This window comes from Magnetococcales bacterium (assembly GCA_015228815.1).
In the GTDB taxonomy this organism is placed as follows: domain Bacteria; phylum Pseudomonadota; class Magnetococcia; order Magnetococcales; family UBA8363; genus UBA8363.
Window position 1 is genome coordinate 24,062 of the sequence record JADGCV010000014.1, and the last position, 17,946, is coordinate 42,007.

The 17,946-nt window shown below is 56.0% G+C and carries 12 protein-coding genes; 8 read left to right on the forward strand and 4 right to left on the reverse strand.

Annotation, left to right across the window (positions count from 1 at the left end; genetic code table 11):
• Positions 1-50 precede the first annotated feature (50 nt).
• On the reverse strand, positions 51-1,100 hold the full coding sequence (locus HQL76_07745) for an IS110 family transposase (GenBank protein ID MBF0109050.1): 1,050 nt from the start codon (positions 1,098-1,100) through the stop codon (positions 51-53).
• Positions 1,101-1,457: 357 nt separating this feature from the next.
• Between HQL76_07745 and HQL76_07750 the strand changes: the two genes are divergently transcribed.
• Positions 1,458-2,303 carry an ABC transporter ATP-binding protein gene (locus HQL76_07750; protein ID MBF0109051.1) on the forward strand — a complete coding sequence of 282 codons (846 nt, stop codon included), beginning with the start codon at positions 1,458-1,460 and terminating at the stop codon, positions 2,301-2,303.
• Positions 2,304-2,311: 8 nt separating this feature from the next.
• Positions 2,312-3,004 carry a hypothetical protein gene (locus tag HQL76_07755; protein MBF0109052.1) on the forward strand — a complete coding sequence of 231 codons (693 nt, stop codon included), beginning with the start codon at positions 2,312-2,314 and terminating at the stop codon, positions 3,002-3,004.
• Positions 3,005-3,074: 70 nt separating this feature from the next.
• Here HQL76_07755 and HQL76_07760 read toward each other — a convergent pair whose 3' ends face one another.
• Both HQL76_07760 and HQL76_07765 read right to left on the reverse strand, forming a co-directional pair.
• Positions 3,075-4,082 (reverse strand): radical SAM protein, encoded by a 1,008-nt coding sequence (locus HQL76_07760; protein ID MBF0109053.1) that lies wholly within the window; start codon positions 4,080-4,082, stop codon positions 3,075-3,077.
• A 388-nt stretch (positions 4,083-4,470) separates the two neighbouring features.
• Positions 4,471-6,795, reverse strand: a complete 2,325-nt coding sequence (locus HQL76_07765; GenBank protein ID MBF0109054.1) for a methyl-accepting chemotaxis protein — start codon at positions 6,793-6,795, stop codon at positions 4,471-4,473.
• A gap of 311 nt (positions 6,796-7,106) precedes the next feature.
• On the opposite strand from HQL76_07765, the gene HQL76_07770 reads away from it, so the two are divergent.
• Positions 7,107-9,728, forward strand: a complete 2,622-nt coding sequence (locus HQL76_07770) for a bacteriohemerythrin (GenBank protein ID MBF0109055.1) — start codon at positions 7,107-7,109, stop codon at positions 9,726-9,728.
• 57 nt (positions 9,729-9,785) lie between these two features.
• Here the strand turns inward: HQL76_07770 and HQL76_07775 are convergent, their stop codons facing one another.
• Positions 9,786-12,404, reverse strand: a complete 2,619-nt coding sequence (locus tag HQL76_07775; protein MBF0109056.1) for a leucine--tRNA ligase — start codon at positions 12,402-12,404, stop codon at positions 9,786-9,788.
• Between the two features lie 586 nt (positions 12,405-12,990).
• Here HQL76_07775 and HQL76_07780 point away from each other — a divergent pair.
• From HQL76_07780 to HQL76_07800, 5 genes are all read left to right on the forward strand, one after another.
• Entirely contained in the window at positions 12,991-14,691 is a 1,701-nt protein-coding gene (locus tag HQL76_07780) for an FAD-binding protein (protein MBF0109057.1), read from the forward strand.
• Between the two features lie 76 nt (positions 14,692-14,767).
• A complete protein-coding gene (locus HQL76_07785; protein ID MBF0109058.1) occupies positions 14,768-15,754 on the forward strand; it encodes a 4Fe-4S dicluster domain-containing protein in 987 nt (328 codons plus the stop codon).
• 25 nt (positions 15,755-15,779) lie between these two features.
• Positions 15,780-16,664, forward strand: a complete 885-nt coding sequence (locus HQL76_07790) for a CoB--CoM heterodisulfide reductase iron-sulfur subunit B family protein (GenBank protein ID MBF0109059.1) — start codon at positions 15,780-15,782, stop codon at positions 16,662-16,664.
• Between the two features lie 144 nt (positions 16,665-16,808).
• Entirely contained in the window at positions 16,809-17,003 is a 195-nt protein-coding gene (locus HQL76_07795) for a hypothetical protein (protein MBF0109060.1), read from the forward strand.
• A gap of 97 nt (positions 17,004-17,100) precedes the next feature.
• Positions 17,101-17,946, forward strand: an 846-nt coding sequence (locus HQL76_07800; protein MBF0109061.1) for an Rpn family recombination-promoting nuclease/putative transposase, incomplete at its 3' end; no start/stop codon positions are given.

The following is a 17,946-nucleotide window of genomic DNA, read 5'->3' on the forward strand; positions in this document are numbered from 1 at the left end:
CGCGGGAATGACGGGGGATTGCCCAAGGGTTTTTATTCGCAAGAGTCCGTTCATGATTCCTCTGCCTCCGCAACCTTGAAGGTTTCCCCTTTGGCCAGCAACGCCCAAACGATGCGTGCGTTTTTCGCTGCCAACGCCACGGTTGCGACATTCCAACCCCGACGTTTTTCCAACTTTGTGACCCATCGGCTGAGTCGATCTTTCTTTTCCCTGGCCTGGATCAGTGCCGACCGGGCCCCATGAAGCAACAACATTTTCAGGTAGGCGTCTCCTTGATTCCCGATCCTCGCCAGACAGGTTCCTTCTTCCGTGGAATGTTGTCGCGGAACCAATCCAAGCCACGCTGCCATTGCCCGACCGTTTTTGAATACGCTCACATCCCCGATCGCGGCAATCAGCGCCGTGGATGTCAGTGGATCGATACCGGGAATCGTCTCCAACATCCGACAGGATTGGTTTTCTCTGCTGATGTCCTTGATTTGACCATCAAAACCGTGTATTCGCCTGTCAAAGTGCAACAATTGATCGTTCAATTGCCTCAGTTCATCACGAAACCACTCCGTCAAGCCGTTTCCGGTATCATTCAAAATTTTTGGAATCAGGCTCCGGACCTGGTCTGGTCCAGTCGGTATGACGACTCCATAGTCCATGAGGAGTTTATAAATCATGTTGTTCAAGGCCGTTCGATGGGAAATCGTCTTGTTTCGCATCCGATGCAGACTTTTGATATCCTGTTGTTCGAGCGATTTTATCGTCACAAATCGCATCATGGGCTGTTGAACCGCTTCACAAATTGCCGCGGAATCCAACCTGTTGTTTTTCTTGTTCTTGACGTAAGGTTTGACACGCTGTGCGACCATCATTCGGACGTCATGGCCCATGTTTTTCAACTCCCTGGCCACATGGTGCGCACCGGGGCACGCTTCGATGCCTACCAGACAGGGCTTCAAGTTGGCCATGAATTCAAGCATTTTCGCACGGGAATAATGCTCTCGAAAAACCGGGTTCCCCTTGGCATCGACCCCATGCAGGTGGAATGAATTTTCTCTGGTGTCGATGCCAAGGACCTTGATTTCTTTTCTTGTGCTATTTTTGCCCATGGTGCGCTCTGTTTTCCGTTCGGATTTTCAGGGTTCGAAATTGGCAACGTTTGGCGGTTGCACGCCTCAATCCTTGAATCGCTTCTCTCCCTTGCCTTGACTGAAATGAAGAAATCCATGATCCTTCCCCATGCCTGAACCGGTCGAGGATCATACATTCGACCGTCTCCACGCAAGGGGCCAGTGAAAAAATTCTGGAAACCAGGTTGGGTGGTTCTGATGGTACGATTCGCTTCTTCAAGTGGGCTTGAAAATGTGCCAGGATAAAATTCAATCGAACCATCCGAGCTTCCAAAAGCGAGAGAAAATAAAACATAAGGTTCTTAATGTTGCGATAGATATTTGTACAATAAATAGATGATCATGGTAAACGGTCACGGTATCGACGGCAAAGATCGGCAAATGACGGGCCAAGGTTCATATATTTTGGCCACGGAAGGTCTGACCGTTAAATTTCGCTCGGAATCGGGATGGTTTTCGGCTGTTGATGATCTTTCATTCAAATTGTGTCAAGGGGAGGTTCTTGGCGTCGTCGGTGAGTCGGGTTGCGGGAAGAGCGTAACCTGTAAAGCGCTTATGCGGCTTCATGATGATGGAGTCCAAAGTGGTAAGATTTTTTTGGACAACATCGATATAGCTACATTAGACGAGCGGTCACTGAGTCGAATACGCGGCAGACGTATTGCCATGATATTCCAAAACCCGATGTCGTCTCTCAATCCGGTTCTCTCGATCGGACGACAGATGACCGAGATCATTCGGCACCATAAAGGGATGAGCAAGGAGGAGTCCCGGAAGGACGCTACGAACTTGTTGGTTCGCATGGGCGTTTCCAATGCCGAAGATCGGCTTTCACAATATCCCCATCAACAGAGCGGGGGCATCAATCAGCGTATCGCCATTGCCATGGCGCTTTCATGCAACCCAGATGTGTTGCTTGCCGATGAGCCGACGGCATCGTTGGATCCGACCATCCAACTACAGATTCAGGATCTTTTTCGAGAGCTGAAGGGACGATTGAGCATTCTGCTGGTCAGCCATAATCTTGGAACAATCCACGACCTGGCCGATCGGGTGATCGTAATGTACAAGGGTATGATCGTTGAAGAGCAGTTTGCCGGGGAATTTTTCGAATCACCGAAGCATCCATATTCGAAGGCATTGCTGTCGGCTATTCCGTTCTTGAATCGCGGGGGCAGTTGAATTTTCTCATGCTCAATTTGGCGTCCCTCCCAGACAAAAAGGTCAGATCTGCAATTTCGGCAGTCGTTGATCGCAATGGATTGCAAACCCTGTTGGGTTTGCAAGGTAATGTGACGACAGACATTTATCCTCCGGCACTGTTTCCGAAATTGTCTCGTCGCCAGGAAATCTCTGAACAACGGCATGATGACGATAAATCGCTTCGCACAACGCCGCTCCGGTTGGTTGCATTCGAAGACGTATTGTCTCGTGCCATCGCAGAGCAGGTTGCAAGGGATGCAAGGCGTGTGGGCCTTCCGATTGAAATCCAGTCAGTCCCCTTTCCAGTACTCGTCGATCGGCTGAATAAGGGTGATTACGACCTGCTCCAGCTGTACTGGGGACCGTTCTATGCCGACCTCCGCCACTTTCTCGCACCGTTTCTAAGCAAATCATTTCCGCCATCAGGAAACAACTTCAACCGTTACAGAAATCCCGCAGTGGATTTACTTGTCGATGCCAGTCAGGCCCTGGCAGACCATGACGCTGATTGTTTGTTTTCCAGCGTGCGCGACATGATCCTCCGCGACGCCCCGATCATCCCACTTTATTTCGGGAATCTGGTCCGTGCATCGAACGGAACATTTGCCATGCCCCTTCATCCTCTCGGCTACCGTCCATACAAATTGGCCGTACCCATCAATGAGAAACCGAAAGGCTGAATCACCTGCGGAAACTCAATAATCCGTCATATCACATCGTTTTCAGAGTTGATCAGCACGGCCAACAGTGTCAGGCGGCAAGGTCCATTCGTGTTTTTCGCAGAATATCACCGATCCCTGTTTGACGCACATGACCGATTGCTCGTGACGCGGCATCGGCATGAAACATGTCGGCGCAACGGACGACATAGCCATCGTGGGTTATGCGAATGGCGTTGACGAATGAAGGATCACAAGGCTGATAATTAAAGAACACGACATTGTTGCGAGGCAGGGAATGCTCGGTGACCAACACCCCATAATCATCCACCAGCAGCCTGTCGATGTCGATCAATCCAGCCCGTGTCAGTTCGCGAGCAAACTCTGGAGTCGTTGTCACGTCGCTCTTTACATAGACATGGACCCCGCTACAGGAGGCAAGAGGGGTTTTTGATTTTTGGACCAGCTCGGCGGCAATTTCCACCTGCTTCGCGACAGGCAGGTACAGGTCATTGCCAAATGTGGGTCCCACGTAGGGGGAAATCAAAAGCCGCCCAAATTTGAGACGCCCCATCATCTGCAAGAGATCAGGCAGGCAAGATGCGTTGTGCGCACCGAGGGTAAAGCTGATGAAAACCCGTTGTCGCAATTCGTCGGAAAGACGCTCAAGGTTGGCCACCGTCCTGTCATACGTTCCTTTCCCGCGGAGGGCATCGTGGACGTCGCGATTACCGTCGATACTTACGTCCATGTAGTCCGGCATCAGATCGTCCAGATCGCGACCGATCTCTGGAGTCAGCCTGGTTAAATTGGTTACCAATCCAAAGCGCAGGTTTGCAACCGCATGCCGGCGATCCCGAAGATGACGCAAAACCACCTGTGTCTTCGTCCAGCCAACCAACGGTTCCTTGCCGACAGCACCGAAGGTCAGCGCACCAAGACCGATGAGATCATCGAACACGTTGGACCATAGTTCTTCGCTCAATCCCCGGCCAACCGTGTCATATCCAACATAGCAATGTCGGCAACCAAGGTCGCAGGCATTGTTGACAAAATACGAGACATCAAGCGGAACACTTCTGGAGCGATAGAAGTCCATCGACAAAGCCGTGTCCAAATGGAAAGGTCGCAAATTTTGCGATAATCCGCCATTGCTTCCAGATATTCCAAGTGCCATTATCGCACTCCTAGGATGTTATGGTATTGATTAGGCTAACGTAGTCCCTAACTGAACGTCTGTCTTCCTTCGCAAAAAACGCGAAGAAGGACAGGCCAAGGGGCGCGTCTTACGCGAATTTCCGCAAAAACCGCGGGAATTCGCTTCGGGTGAAATGGCGCGTGGAAAAACAAAATCAAAACCCTGGGGGCAATCCCCCAGACCCCTTTTTTTTCAATAGTCCCAAACCGGGGAGGTCCCTGGGCAGTTACGGATTTTTGAATCCGCCGAAAAACGATGATGGCGTTGGGGACACGGGCTGTCGCACGCCTCAAACCTTGAATCGCCGCAGTTCCTGATCCAGCATTCCGGCGATCCGTTGGGCGTCGATGGCGCCGTCGGTGACGGTGGCGCTCAAGGCGAACATTCGTTCCGCCGCCTTGAGGACCTCGCCCATGTGGTTGGTCAGTTCCACGGCCTGGAAAACGGTTTCGGCGACGGCATGGGTGATCTTTTCACCATGGTCCGAGGTTTTCTCCACCGAGTGGGTCATCCCTTCCACCCCCAGGGAGGCGGAGGAGACGTTCCGGGTGACCTCGTTGATGCCCAGGGCGATTTCCTGAACGCTGCGTCCGACCTCGTTGACTTCGTTGGTGATGTCTCCCATCAGGTGCGACACCGATTCGGTTTCCCGGGCGACCTCACCCATGGAACGGGTGATTTCGTTGACCGAATTGGATTGTTCGAGCATGGCATCCAGAATGTCGCCATTGGCCTGACGGATCCGTTTGACCCTTTGATTCATCCCTTCCATGGCGTTGTTGACGCTGTTGGTATGATCCTGGATGAGTTGAATCTTGTTCTGGATCTGTTGGGTCGCATCCCCGGTTTGCCGGGCGAGGTCCTTGACCTCGTTGGCCACCACCGCGAATCCCTTGCCCGCATCACCCGCGCCCGCGGCCTCGATGGCGGCATTCAGGGCCAGCATGTTGGTCTGCTCGGCGATGTCGCGGATCAACCCGACCACCATCATGATTTCCTGGGCCGATTGTGCCAGCTTGGTCATCACTTCGCCATTGGATTCGACGGCGCGATTGGCCTCGTCCGATTCGGCGGCGGCGATGGCGCACCGTTCCTTGACGCCGTTGAGCGAGGCGTTCATCTGTTCCACCGCCGAGGCGATGGTGCCGATGTTTTCGCTGGAGCGCTCGGTGGCCTCGCGTACCTTGATCATCCCCTCGGACTGATTGCCGGCGGCATTGGCGACGGTGCCCAGATTGGCGGAGGCCTCCTCGGCGGCGGCAGAGATGGTGGCCATGTTATGGTTGATGTCCTGGGCCGACTTGAGCACTTCGGTCATGTATCCGGACATCGCCTGGACCGCCTCCTCGACCCCGGTCATGTTGTGGTTGAGGTTCCCGGCGATGGTGTTGACCGTTTCCCCCTTTTGACGCAGTTCACCCGCCCCCGCTGAAAGCTCGGCGGCAACCTGGTTCAATTCATTGGAACTTGTCGTCAACGGACCCGAATTCCCGACGATCCCCGCGATCAGATGCCGCAGATTGCCGACCATGGTCGCCATCGCCCCGATCAAAATGCCAAACTCGTCTTCCCGATGTTTCGCTTCCATGGCAATGGTCAGATTGCCCTGGGCAAGATGTTCGGTCGTGGCGACGATCGCGTGCATCGGTTTCAGGATCAGCCGTTGCAGCAGCGAAAACAGGCCGATACCGACGATGCAAACCAATATGCCGATGAAAATGATTTTGTGGACGATCCGTTGCCGGGCATCCGCCAACAGATGGGTCACATCGTTGAAGACCCGGATTTCACCGATTTCCTGATTGCTGAAGTCGCTGATCGGAAAACGGGAGGCCATCCATGTCTTCCCATCGATCGTCATGGGGGTTTCCAGGGCCTGCTCCCTGGTCAATAACAGCAGGGGGCGGACATAAGGTTCGGAAAAACTGTAGAAAAGGGTATCGCCGATCACTTCATCCGATTTGCTGTCGGCGAAGCGTTTGGCGGCGTTGAACACCGATTCCTTGATGCCGATGGCAAAATCAAGTTTTGTCGTCTCCCGGGCGACCGAAAAGACCTCCGCCAGGCTGCCGCCGAGTTCCATCGAACCAAGGTGACGATCCCCCTGAAACACCGGATACACCACCCTGAGACCAGGACCCCCACGTCCCACCTCCAGGCCGACGACCGGTTTTTTGGACTGGTTCGTCACGATGACCGTCTTGCGAAAGGAAGAAAGGTCGTCGCCGAATTTGGCCGGTTCGTGAACGCGCAGAAAACTGATCGCCGGCGGCAGATGAAACTGGAATTGGTTCATCTTGTACTGGGGCAGCATCCGGTCCTTGAAGAAGGGAAGGGTCATGTCCAGGAGGGACTTGCGATCCTGGGCGGCGAAGGCGGCGATGATCCCCTTGTCGTTGAGCAGGGATTCGATGACCAGGGATTGATCCTTGCCACGGACATTGATCTGGCTGTGGATGATTTCACGGAATACATGGGCCGTCTCCATCGTCTGACGCTGAATCGACTGTTGCGCTTCCTGATGGCTCTGATAACTGAAGACGAACCCCATGAACGTCAGGGACACGAGGATGACCAGAACGACCTTGAATCGTAAACCGTGATGCCATTTCATGAATCGAAACCCTCATTCGAGAAACGTGGTCGGAATTGCTCCCCCCTGAAGCGAACACATCCGCTTCCCCGAATCATCATCCGTGCAAGTCGGCTTATTGATGGACGCGAATTTGATAAACTTCAAGAAAAAAAATAACACTGTCGGATCGAATGACAGTGCGGGCGCCCGTCGATCTTGCCTGGATATCACCCTCCTGATATGTTGGAGGCGGATTTCGAGAAAGGTATTGCGCGTTATTTTCTCGGTTTGTTTTTGTTCGCGACATCATTCCTCCTTGGATTGATTCAACAAAGGAAAACATGAAGGGAATGGACAAGATCATAAAAACGGGCATCACCAGGGGGATGTTCTGGATCGAAGTGCCCGAGGCGGGACTGCGCGTTCTCTGCGGCTGTCCGGGAGACAGCGTCAAGCATTTGATCAAGCGGGGGCTGATCGTTACCAAGGAAAAAAACGGGGTCGTCTTCGAGACCGGTCCCAACGCCATCCTTCTTTCCGACGTCATGGTGCAAAATGGCGAATTTTCCAATCTGGCCGAATTTCCCGTATTGCAGATGCTCTACAAGCAGGGGCTGATCCTGCCGAATCATCCCAACAATTCCGGGGAAAAACCCCTGTTGATCGGGATGCCGGAACAGGTCACTGCCCAGCTGCAATACATTTACCGCGGCAATTACGGTCTGGTTTCCCGGGAAGAAATCATGAAGACCGGCATGGATCGGGTGCGGGCCGACGAGATCATGCGCATGAAGCTCCGTTTCGCCTTTGGCCGGATCCTGCCGACATCGGCGTTTCTCGATACCCGCCTCCTGGCCGGAGAACATGAGCCGGTGGCGATTCGCAACGGGGTATCCATCAAGAGGAAATCGACCAACATTTTCGAATTCGAATATCGCGGTGAAACCGTCGCGGTCGATCTCAACCTGAAGGAGGGGGACCGGTATCCACCACCCTATCCCCTGGGATTCCAGAAAATAAAGCGGGAATATTTCGGCGTGATCCATTCGGGGGACGGGGATGGATGGGATACCAATCGACCCGGCATGTCGAGCATTCTCATGTTCCAGGGGCGTCTGTTCCTGATCGACGCCGGTCCCAACCTGGCCATCAATCTTGCCGCCCTGGGGATCGGCCTGGAAGAGATCGAGGGGGTGTTTCTGACCCACATTCACGATGATCATTTCGCCGGGATCACGACTTTGTTGCGGGCGGGTCACAAGATCAAATTCTATTCCACCCGGCTGGTGCGGGCGACGGCGGAAAAAAAAGTGGCCGCCCTTCTGTCGATGGAGGAAGAACGGTTTCGGGATTATTTCGAGATTCACGATCTGGCCCTGGATGCCTGGAACAATGTCGATGGCCTCGAAGTCAAACCAATCCTGTCGCCGCATCCGGTGGAAACCACCATTCTGCTGTTCCGGGCGTTGTGGGTCGGGGGACACAAAACCTATGCCCATTATGCCGACATCGTTTCCCTCGATATCCTCGAAGGGATGGTGACGGAGGACGACAGCAAAAACGGGGTGACCCGGGCCTTGTTCGAGCAGGTCCGGGCCGAATATCTGCAACCGGTCGATATCAAGAAAATCGATATTGGCGGGGGAATGATCCATGGCGTCGCCCGGGATTTTCTGGGAGACCGATCGGGCAAACTGCTCCTGTCCCATACATCCCAGGAGCCGACCGCGGAAGAAAAAAGGATCGGTTCGAGCGCTTCCCACGGGACTGCCGATATACTCATCCCCGCCGCCACCGATTTTTCACGGCACAGCGCGTTTGGCCATCTGCGCTCCTACCTTCCCGATGCCCCGTTCGATCAGATTCGCATCCTTCTCAATTGCCGCCCGGTATTTTTCAATCCCGGAGAAATCATCCTCAAGGAAGGGGAGGTTCCGGCCCATATTCTCCTCATCCTTTCGGGCATGGTCGAAAGCATCCATGCCACCGAAAACACGATCAGCCAGCTTTCGGTCGGCACCCTCGTCGGCGAGATGGTGGCCATGCACCATCTTCCGGTCGAGTCAACCATCCGCGCCTCCGGGTATGTGCAGGCCCTGGAAATTCCGTCCCAGCTTTACATCGAACTGATCGAACGAAACGATCTTTTCCGCAAGTTGGAGCGGACCTGGGACCTTCGTTCGTTTCTTCTTTCCACGAGTCTGTTCGGCGAAGGGGTGTCCCATCCGGTATTGGGCCGGATCGTGGATACTCTGGAAATACGGCGCTGCCAAGCGGGGGATTTGTTCACCTGCCGCGATCTGGGAGCCCTCAACATGGTCCGCTCGGGGCGTTTCGCCCGGTTGGTGGGCGGGGAAACCATCGACATCCTTGGCGAAGGTGACTTCTTCGGCGAGGAGGGGGCGGTGTTCAACATTCCCTGCCTGTTTCGCGTTCAGGCGATCGAAGCGGCGGAAACGTTGCAAATATCCGGCGAACTCGTCAAGGATATTCCGATCGTTCGCTGGAAACTTTTCGAGTCCTACCTGAAAAGGGCGCAACGAATCGTCTATTCCGGCAAGGGCTCCGCCCGGCTCGCCTGGAAGGATGAGTTTGGCATCCATAACGCCCAGATGGATACACACCATAAGAAACTGGTGGAAATCGCCAACAGCATCATCGAGATCGTCCACTCGTCACAGGACAGAAACTCCCTGGAACGCGCCTTCGAGGGATTGGTGGATTATACCCACTACCATTTCGCCTCCGAGGAAAACCTTATGGAAGAATATGGCTACCCGGAATTGGAACGACATCGCGCCATTCACCGCGCCCTGGTCTCCCGGGTCCTGGACTACAGGGAAGAAATCGCGTCCAGGGAGACCCTGGACGGGGTCGATTTTGAATCATTCTTCCGCGATTGGATCGTGGGGCACATCCTGAACGAAGATCGCAAATACTCGGTGTTTCTCAACGAACGGTGCGTTTTTTGATCCGTTTCATTTCGATGCGCCAGGGGGCCAGGATCATGTCTCCGGCCCCCTGCGCCATCATTTGGCGACAATGTTGACCAATCGACCGGGAACGACGATGGTTTTCACAACGGTCTTTCCCTGAAGATGGTGACGAACGGTGGCCTCGCCATGGGCCGCTGATTCCACGACGGCCTGGGACGCATCGGCAGGCACGGTGATCTTCGCCCGCAGTTTGCCGTTGACCTGGACGACGATGGTCACTTCCTCGCGGACCAGGGCCTGGGGATCGGGCCGGGGCCAGGGGTGATGGGCCAGGGAATCGGTGTGTCCCAGGCTTTCCCAGAGTTCCTCGGTGATGTGTGGCACCAGGGGATGGAGGAGCAGGATGGCACTCTCGGCCAGTTCCCTGAAGAGGCCCAGGTCCCGGGGATCGGTCCGGGTCAGGGGGCGCTCCGCCAGATGCCGGGTCCCGGCATTGACCAGTTCCATCACCGCGGCGATGGCGGTGTTGAACTGGAATCGTTCCAGATCGCGGCTGACCTTTTCGATGGTTTCATGGATTCGGGTGCGCAATCCCTTGAGTTCGGCATCCTCCGTCGTGGGGACCGCGGCCTGGGTGTCGCGGACCATGGGGGCGATCTCGCGGACCATCCTCCAGAGACGGTTGAGAAAACGCCAGGCCCCGTCCACGCCCGAGTCGCTCCACTCCAGGTCCTGCTGCGGCGGCGCGGCGAACAGCATGAAAAGACGTGCAGTGTCCGCGCCATATCCCTGGATCAATTCCGCCGGATCGACGACGTTGTGCTTGCTCTTGGACATCTTTTCGTTGCGCCCGACGACGATGGCCTGGCGGCATTCGTGACAGACCGGTCCGCCGTCGTCCCCGGTGACGACCTCCGTGGGATAGCGCCAGCCATGGGTGGGACAGCGCAATGTGTCCTTGCGGACCATCCCCTGGGTCAGGAGCCGGCGAAAGGGTTCGTCCACCGCCACCCATCCCTCGTCCCGCAACGCCTTGTGGAAGAACCGGGCGTAGAGCAGGTGCAAGACGGCGTGTTCGATGCCGCCGATGTATTGATCGACCGGCATCCAGTAATCGACCCGTTTCCGGTCCAGGGGTCCTTCCCGATGGTCGCGGCAACAATAGCGCAGAAAATACCAGGATGATTCCATGAACGTATCCATGGTATCGGTTTCGCGTCGGGCCGCGCCATGGCATCGGGGACAGGAAACACGGGTGAAGGATTCCAGATGGTCGAGCGGATTTCCCTGGACGGCCAGATCGACCTGTTGCGGCAGACGGACGGGAAGATCCTCCTCGGGGACCGGGACAACCCCGCATGCCGGGCAGTGGATCATCGGGATGGGATTGCCCCAGTAGCGTTGTCGGGAAATTCCCCAGTCGCGCAGGCGGTAGTTGGTCTGACGTTTTCCCAGCCCCAGACGCTCGAATTCCTCGATGACCCGTATTTTGCCGCTTTCGTTGTCCAGGCCGTCGAAGGGGGAAGAATGGACCATGGTTCCGGGGCCGGTCCATGCCTCTTTCAGTCGAGCGGCCTCCAGGGGCGGACCCGGAGGTTGAATGACGACGCGGACCGGCAATCCGTGGGCCCGGGCAAACTCGAAATCCCTCTGGTCATGGGCCGGCACCGCCATGACCGCTCCGGTCCCATAATTCATGAGGACAAAATTGGCGATGTAAACCGGTATCCGTTCCCCGGTCAGGGGATGAATCGCCCGGTATCCGGTATCGAACCCTTTTTTTTCCAACCGTTCGAGCAGTTCCTCGCTGGTACCCGTTTTCTGGCATTCGCGGATGAACGCCGCGGCCTCGGGATTCTCCAGGGCCAGCCGCCGGGCCAGGGGATGCTCGGCGGCGATGGAACAGAAGGTGACCCCCATGAGGGTGTCGGGACGGGTGGTATAAACGGGCAGGGTTTCGCCGAGACCTTCGATGCGAAAGGAAAACTCCAAGCCCTGGCTGCGTCCGATCCAGTTGGCCTGCATTGTGCGGACGGTGGCGGGCCAATCGGGAAGGTGTTCCAGGCTTTCGAGAAGTTCGTCGGCATAGGCGGTGATCCGGAGAAACCATTGTGACAATTCCCGTCGTTCGACCAGGGCGCCGCTGCGCCATCCACGGCCCTCGATGACCTGTTCGTTGGCCAGGACCGTCCGATCCACCGGGTCCCAGTTGACCAGCGATTCCTTGCGGTAGACCAGTCCCCGCTCGTGGAGCTTGAGAAAGATCGCCTGTTCCCAGTGGGCGTAGTCGGGATCGCAGGTGGCGAGTTCCCGGTCCCAATCGTAGGAAAGTCCCATGGATTTCAATTCATTGCGCATGACGGCAATGTTGCCATGGGTCCAGGTGGCGGGGTGGGAGTTTTCCTTGCGCGCCGCGTTCTCGGCGGGCATGCCGAAGGCATCCCAACCCATGGGATTGAGGACGTTTTTGCCCAGCATCCGTTGATGACGGGCGATGACATCACCAATGGCATAGTTGCGGACATGCCCCATGTGAATACGCCCCGAGGGGTAGGGAAACATCACCAGGCAATAGAATTTTTCCCGGTCGGCCCGTTCGATCGCCCGAAAGGTCTTGTCCCGCTCCCATCGTTGCTGCCATTTGGCTTCGATGGTCTGGGGATTGTAACGGAGTTCGGCGTTGTCACTGGGATTACGGTCATCGGCGATCATGGCGGCCTGGGGGTGCGGGTTGAGAGAAAATGTGAACCGGGCGCTCGTGATCCCGATTCCCAAGGATCTGGATGAACAGAGCTTATTGATTAACACAGGCAAGCCGATCAGGCAATCGAGGATAATACGGCTTGGGTCCTGTTGAAAAAAGGCGCTCGCCTCTCCCGGAGCGTTTTGACATGGGGATCGGTCGTTGCTATAGTCTGTTCGATGACGGCATCACGAGATTCCATGGCGGTTGCGGCCACACGGGTGTGGGAGGGGGGCCATGTGAATTTTTTACAATCAAAATATTTTCAGCAGCCAAAATTTTTTAATCGTTATTGTCGTTTCCAGCGCGGATGGAGTATGGTGGGTCCCGACTTGGTCGTGGCTGGGGGCTTCAAGGGCCCTCATGAAGGGAATCAAGTACATCGCAATCGAGGGAAATAAACGCGATGCGCCTTCACGGGTCTGGCCATGAGGCGTGGCCAATGGACGAGAAAAGGGATCGAGGCATTTATTGGGTTCGCCGTCGTGAACCCGGATTTTGGGTCGGTCTTTGGAGAAATGTGGCTCTCCGAAAGACGCAATGTTGGGAGGAACTATGAATAGCCATGACCTGGTCATTGTCGGGGCCGGATTGTCGGGCATGCGAGCCGCCCTGGAAGGGGCGAAAGCGGGAATCGACGTGGCGATCATCAGCAAGATTCACCCTTTGCGCAGTCATTCCTGCGCCGCTCAGGGTGGAATCAACGCCGCCATCAATCCAGAGGATTCACGGGAATCGCATGCGTTCGATACGGTCAAGGGGGCGGATTACATCGGTGACGAAGACGCCATCGACCTGATGTGTCAGGAGGCTCCGGAATGTATCCTCGAAATGGATGCGATGGGGACCCCCTTTTCCCGTTTCGAGGGGGGCATCATCGCGCAGAGGGCGTTTGGCGGGGCCAGTTTTGATCGGACCTGCTATGCCGCCGACCGCACCGGTCAGGTGCTGCTGCACACCCTTTGGGAACAGTTGGTGAAGGCGGGGGTGAAGGTTTACGAGGAGGTCAGCATTTTCAAGGTGGCCGCGGACAAGGAAGGTCACATTGTCGGCGTTGTCTGCTACGACATGAAGACGGGCGAGGTGTTTCCCGTTCGCAGCCGCGGACTGCTGATGGCGACCGGAGGTTATGGCCGGGTCTACATTTCCAACACCAATGCCACCACCAATACCGGTGACGGCATGGCCTTGGCGATGAGGGCCGGGGCGCCGCTGTCCGACATGGAGTTCGTTCAGTTCCATCCGACGGGACTTCTGACGACCGGGGTTTTGGTGACCGAAGGGGCCCGTGGCGAAGGTGGCATTCTCATCAACTCGGAAGGGGAGCGGTTCATGGGGCGGTACGCCCCCAAGAAGAAGGAACTGGCCTCCCGTGACGTGGTCGCCCGGGCGGAACAGACCGAGATCATGGAGGGCCGTGGCGTCAACGGGGCCATTCTTCTCGACCTGCGCCATCTTGGTGCGGAAAAGATCATGGATCGTCTGCCGCAGATTCGCGAGCTGGCCATGGATCTGGAAGGGGTCGATCCGATTCACGCGCCGATTCCGATCCGTCCGACGGTCCATTATTCGATGGGGGGCATCCGGACCGACAAGTGGGGTGAAGCCCCGGTGCCGGGTCTGTATTCCGCGGGAGAGGCAGCGTGTGTGTCGGTCCATGGGGCCAACCGCCTCGGCGGCAATTCGCTGTTGGACACCATCGTTTTCGGCAAGATCACCGGCCACTATGCGAGCACCGCCCTGGCCAAGGAAAAAGGAAAGGCCTTCCGCGATTTCCCCATGGAGGCAGTGGAAGAGGTGAAAGGGGAGATCGAAGCGCTCAAGAAGCGGAAGAATTCCGGACTGCGCCCCTCGCAGTTGCACGAGAAGATGGCCACCGCCATGAATCTGCACTGCGCCGTTTTCCGGACGCCCGAATCGCTCAAGGCGATCGAAGCGATGATCCCGGAATGGCGCGAGGGCTACGAGAAGGTCCATCTGGACGACAAATCCACCGTGTTCAACGTCGATCTGTTGCGTGCCTGGGAGCTGCGCAACCTGATCGATCTGGCGGAATGTATCGTTCGCGGTGCCGTTGTTCGCACGGAGTCGCGGGGCGCCCATTTCCGGACCGATTTCAAGGAACGTGACGACGTCAATTGGCGCAAGCACACCATCAGCAAGTGGGATGCCGCCAACAAGAAGGTTGTGTTGAGCTATGAGAATGTCCGCACCGTGGGAAATCCCAAATACGAGCCCATGGCCCGGACCTACTGACATGGATCAGGGACGTGTCGCCCGAGGGGATTGCTGATCGGGGCACGACCTTCCGCAAGACCATTTGGAGTCGGTTATGGCTGAGAAGACCTATACGTTTCGAGTTCAGCGCAACAAGGTCACGAGCGACGGCAAAGTGGAGTCGCGGTGGCAGGATTTCAAGTTGTCGGCCGAACCCACCACCACGGTTCTGATCTGCTTGGAGCAGATCAAGGGCCATCAGGATGGTACCCTGACCTATCGCATGTCCTGCCGTTCGGCGATCTGTGGCTCCTGCGCCATGAAGATCAGCGGTCGCACCCGCCTGGCATGCAAAACCCATGTGGAAAAAGTGGCGGACGCCGACGGGGTGATCCGGGTTTCTCCGATGACTAACCAGCCGATCCTCAAGGATATGGTGGTGGACATCCGCCCGTTCTATCGCCATGTTCACAAGATCAAGCCCTATCTCCAGGAAGGAACGGAGAAGGATACCAACGTGGGACGGTCTTCCTATGACCAGGTGAACCACGTGACCCAGTGTATCATGTGTGGCAGTTGTTATTCCGACTGCACCATGGCGGAAGTGAGCGACAAGTTTGTCGGGCCGGCGGCGTTGGCCAAGGCGTTCCGCTTCGTCTCCGATCCCCGGGAAGGGAAGAAGACCGCAAGGTTGCGGGAGCTTTCCGAAGAAAACCAGATGTGGAGCTGTTGTCGTTGCGCCCAGTGTGTCGAGACTTGTCCCAAGGATGTCAAACCCATGGAGGCCATCGTCAAGCTGCGGGCGCGTGGCATGCAGAAGGGGTTTGTCGATGGGCCGGGGCCAAGGCATGCCCTGGCGTTCCACGGGGATATCCAGAAGACGGGTGATCTCAATGAGTTCACCCTGATGCAACGGACCATCGGGTTCGTTGGCACTCTGGGTGAGATGGGGATGGCGTTGCATTTGATGAAGAAGGGGAAGATTCCCTCGCCGTTTCCGCACAAAATCGAAGGTGTGGAAGAGTTGCGTACTATCTACAGGATTCTCGAAGAGAACCCCTTGGATGTCGAAACCAAGGCCAAAGAGGTGGCTCCCGAATAGGGGCCGGTGTCTGGGAGAATAAAACATGTCTCTGGAATTTTCCTTTTATCCTGGTTGCGCCGGCAAACAGGTGCAAAAAGAGGCCAAAAGCGCGGCTCATGCGGTGGCGCGTGAGTTGGGGATCACCCTGCATCCCATGCCTCGGGCTTCATGTTGCGGCGCGGTGAGTCTGCGGGAATCGAAGCTGGCCTTTTCGCTGGCGGTCGCCGCTCGTATTCTTTCGGAGGCGGAAGCGGCGGGGCGCAATCTTTGTACCATCTGCAACACCTGCCTCCAGACCCTCAGTCATGCCAACTTTCGCTTCAAGCGGGAACCGGATGTCCTGGAGAAGATCAACGGTGTCCTCAAGAAGGCGGGGGTTCGTCCTTATGGGGCCACCATCAAGGTGCAGCATCTTCTCTGGGTGGTGACCGATCAGGTGGATCCGAAACTCTTGAAAAGCAAGATCACCCGTCCGTTGAAAGGGCTCAAGGTGGCTCCGTTCTACGGTTGTCACAACCTGCGCCCTTCGGAAATCTACGAATCCAAGGCGGGGGATGAGGCGGATCATCTGGACCGGTTGATCACGACCTTGGGCGGAAGCCCGGTTTCCTATTCCGGTTCCAGGAAGTGTTGCGGGTTTCATGTCATGCTTTCCGACCCGACCGAAATGCGGTCCATGGTGGCGAAAAACTGCCTGGATGCCAAGGGGGAGGGGGCGGAATTGATGATCAGTCCGTGTACCCTGTGCGACATGTCCCTGAATGCCTATCAGATGCCGGCGGAAAAGGTGGTCGGCAAAAAGATTGACATGCCGGAGATGAACTTTGCGCAACTTCTCGGCACCTCCATGGGACTCGACCCTGCGGAATTGGGGATGGAACGCCTTCATGTCGATCCGCGGCCTGTCCTTCAGAGCAAGGGGGTTTGAGGACGGATCGTGACTGCCAGGGGGATGATGGCCTCTGGTTGAAGTGGTACCACTCGTTCGGCCATTTGGGAGGGTGATCCTTTCGAATGGCCGAACCCGTTTTCAGGACAATGTTGTTGTTCCGGGAACATGAAGGAGACCCTCATGCAATGGACCAGGGAAAAACCCAAGGAACCGGGATGGTATTGGTGGCAACCGATTCCCAACTATACCGAAGCGGTTCTGGTCAAACAGGGATTTGCCTATCAGGTTGGCGTGGAACAGGGAAAACAGGTTGGATTGATGGCTGGGCATTGGTGGGGTCCATTGCAGGCTCCGCCACGTCGGTTGGGCGATTGATCAGGAGACAAACTATTGAAAAAAATGGGTTTCAATGGATTTTTCTCAGGGTTTTTATTTTTCCTTTTTTTGAAAATGCTGCTTCGATGGGTTGACCATGACGAATATCAGTCACCCGCACGACCGGTTTTTAAAGGTTCTGCTTTCCAATCCTAAGATGGCGGGAACTCTGCTGCGTGAGCGCTTGCCAAAGGAAGTGGTGGCGGTGTTGTCCGATGATCCGCCAGAATTGGTGGAGGGTTCGTTCGTCGATGAGGCGTTGCGTGCCCATTTGACGGATCGGCTCTACCGGGTCAAGACGGTTACTGGTCGGGTGGCTTTGCTGTACGTGCTGATCGAACACAAAAGCTTTCCCGACGTGCGTATCAGTTGGCAATTGTTAAACTACATGATCGAGGCGTTGAAACAATGGGAACGCGAGCATCCAGAATGGGAGCGACTTCCGGCCATCGTCCCCTTCGTGTTTTACCATGGCGCGACAGCATGGCGCGTGCCGGACGAGTTCCTGGCTTTGGTGGATGCCGAAGAAGACTGGCGTTCCTACCTGCTGAACTTCCGTTTCACGGTTTTGGATCTGGGCCAGATCGACGATCGTTCGATCTCCCGCCAGCCGGTTTTGCGTGCCTGGCTGCTGGCGGCAAAATACGCAACTCGCGATGGCCAGCAGATTCAGGTAAAAGAGTTGCTGGTCGAAGCGCTGATTCAAATCCCGAATGAAGATTTCCGATTTCTGATGCGCTATGTGGTCGAAACCTACCGCAGCTACGACGAGCCGACGGTGCGTGAAATCATTCGCAGGGTACATCCCGAGGAGGAAGTCAATATGATGTCCCTATTTGCACAGGAAATGATTACAAAAGGGGAACAGAAGGGACGACGGGAGGGACGACGGGAGGGACGACAGGAAGGACGACAGGAGGGACGACAGGAGGGACGACAGGAA

Coding starts and splice junctions, on each gene's coding strand:
- HQL76_07745 (MBF0109050.1), bottom strand. CDS start 1,100: ATGGGCAAAAATAGCACAAGAAAAGAAATCAAGGTCCTTGGCATCGAC.
- HQL76_07750 (MBF0109051.1), top strand. CDS start 1,458: ATGATCATGGTAAACGGTCACGGTATCGACGGCAAAGATCGGCAAATG.
- HQL76_07755 (MBF0109052.1), top strand. CDS start 2,312: ATGCTCAATTTGGCGTCCCTCCCAGACAAAAAGGTCAGATCTGCAATT.
- HQL76_07760 (MBF0109053.1), bottom strand. CDS start 4,082: ATGGACTTCTATCGCTCCAGAAGTGTTCCGCTTGATGTCTCGTATTTT.
- HQL76_07765 (MBF0109054.1), bottom strand. CDS start 6,795: ATGAAATGGCATCACGGTTTACGATTCAAGGTCGTTCTGGTCATCCTC.
- HQL76_07770 (MBF0109055.1), top strand. CDS start 7,107: ATGGACAAGATCATAAAAACGGGCATCACCAGGGGGATGTTCTGGATC.
- HQL76_07775 (MBF0109056.1), bottom strand. CDS start 12,404: ATGATCGCCGATGACCGTAATCCCAGTGACAACGCCGAACTCCGTTAC.
- HQL76_07780 (MBF0109057.1), top strand. CDS start 12,991: ATGAATAGCCATGACCTGGTCATTGTCGGGGCCGGATTGTCGGGCATG.
- HQL76_07785 (MBF0109058.1), top strand. CDS start 14,768: ATGGCTGAGAAGACCTATACGTTTCGAGTTCAGCGCAACAAGGTCACG.
- HQL76_07790 (MBF0109059.1), top strand. CDS start 15,780: ATGTCTCTGGAATTTTCCTTTTATCCTGGTTGCGCCGGCAAACAGGTG.
- HQL76_07795 (MBF0109060.1), top strand. CDS start 16,809: ATGCAATGGACCAGGGAAAAACCCAAGGAACCGGGATGGTATTGGTGG.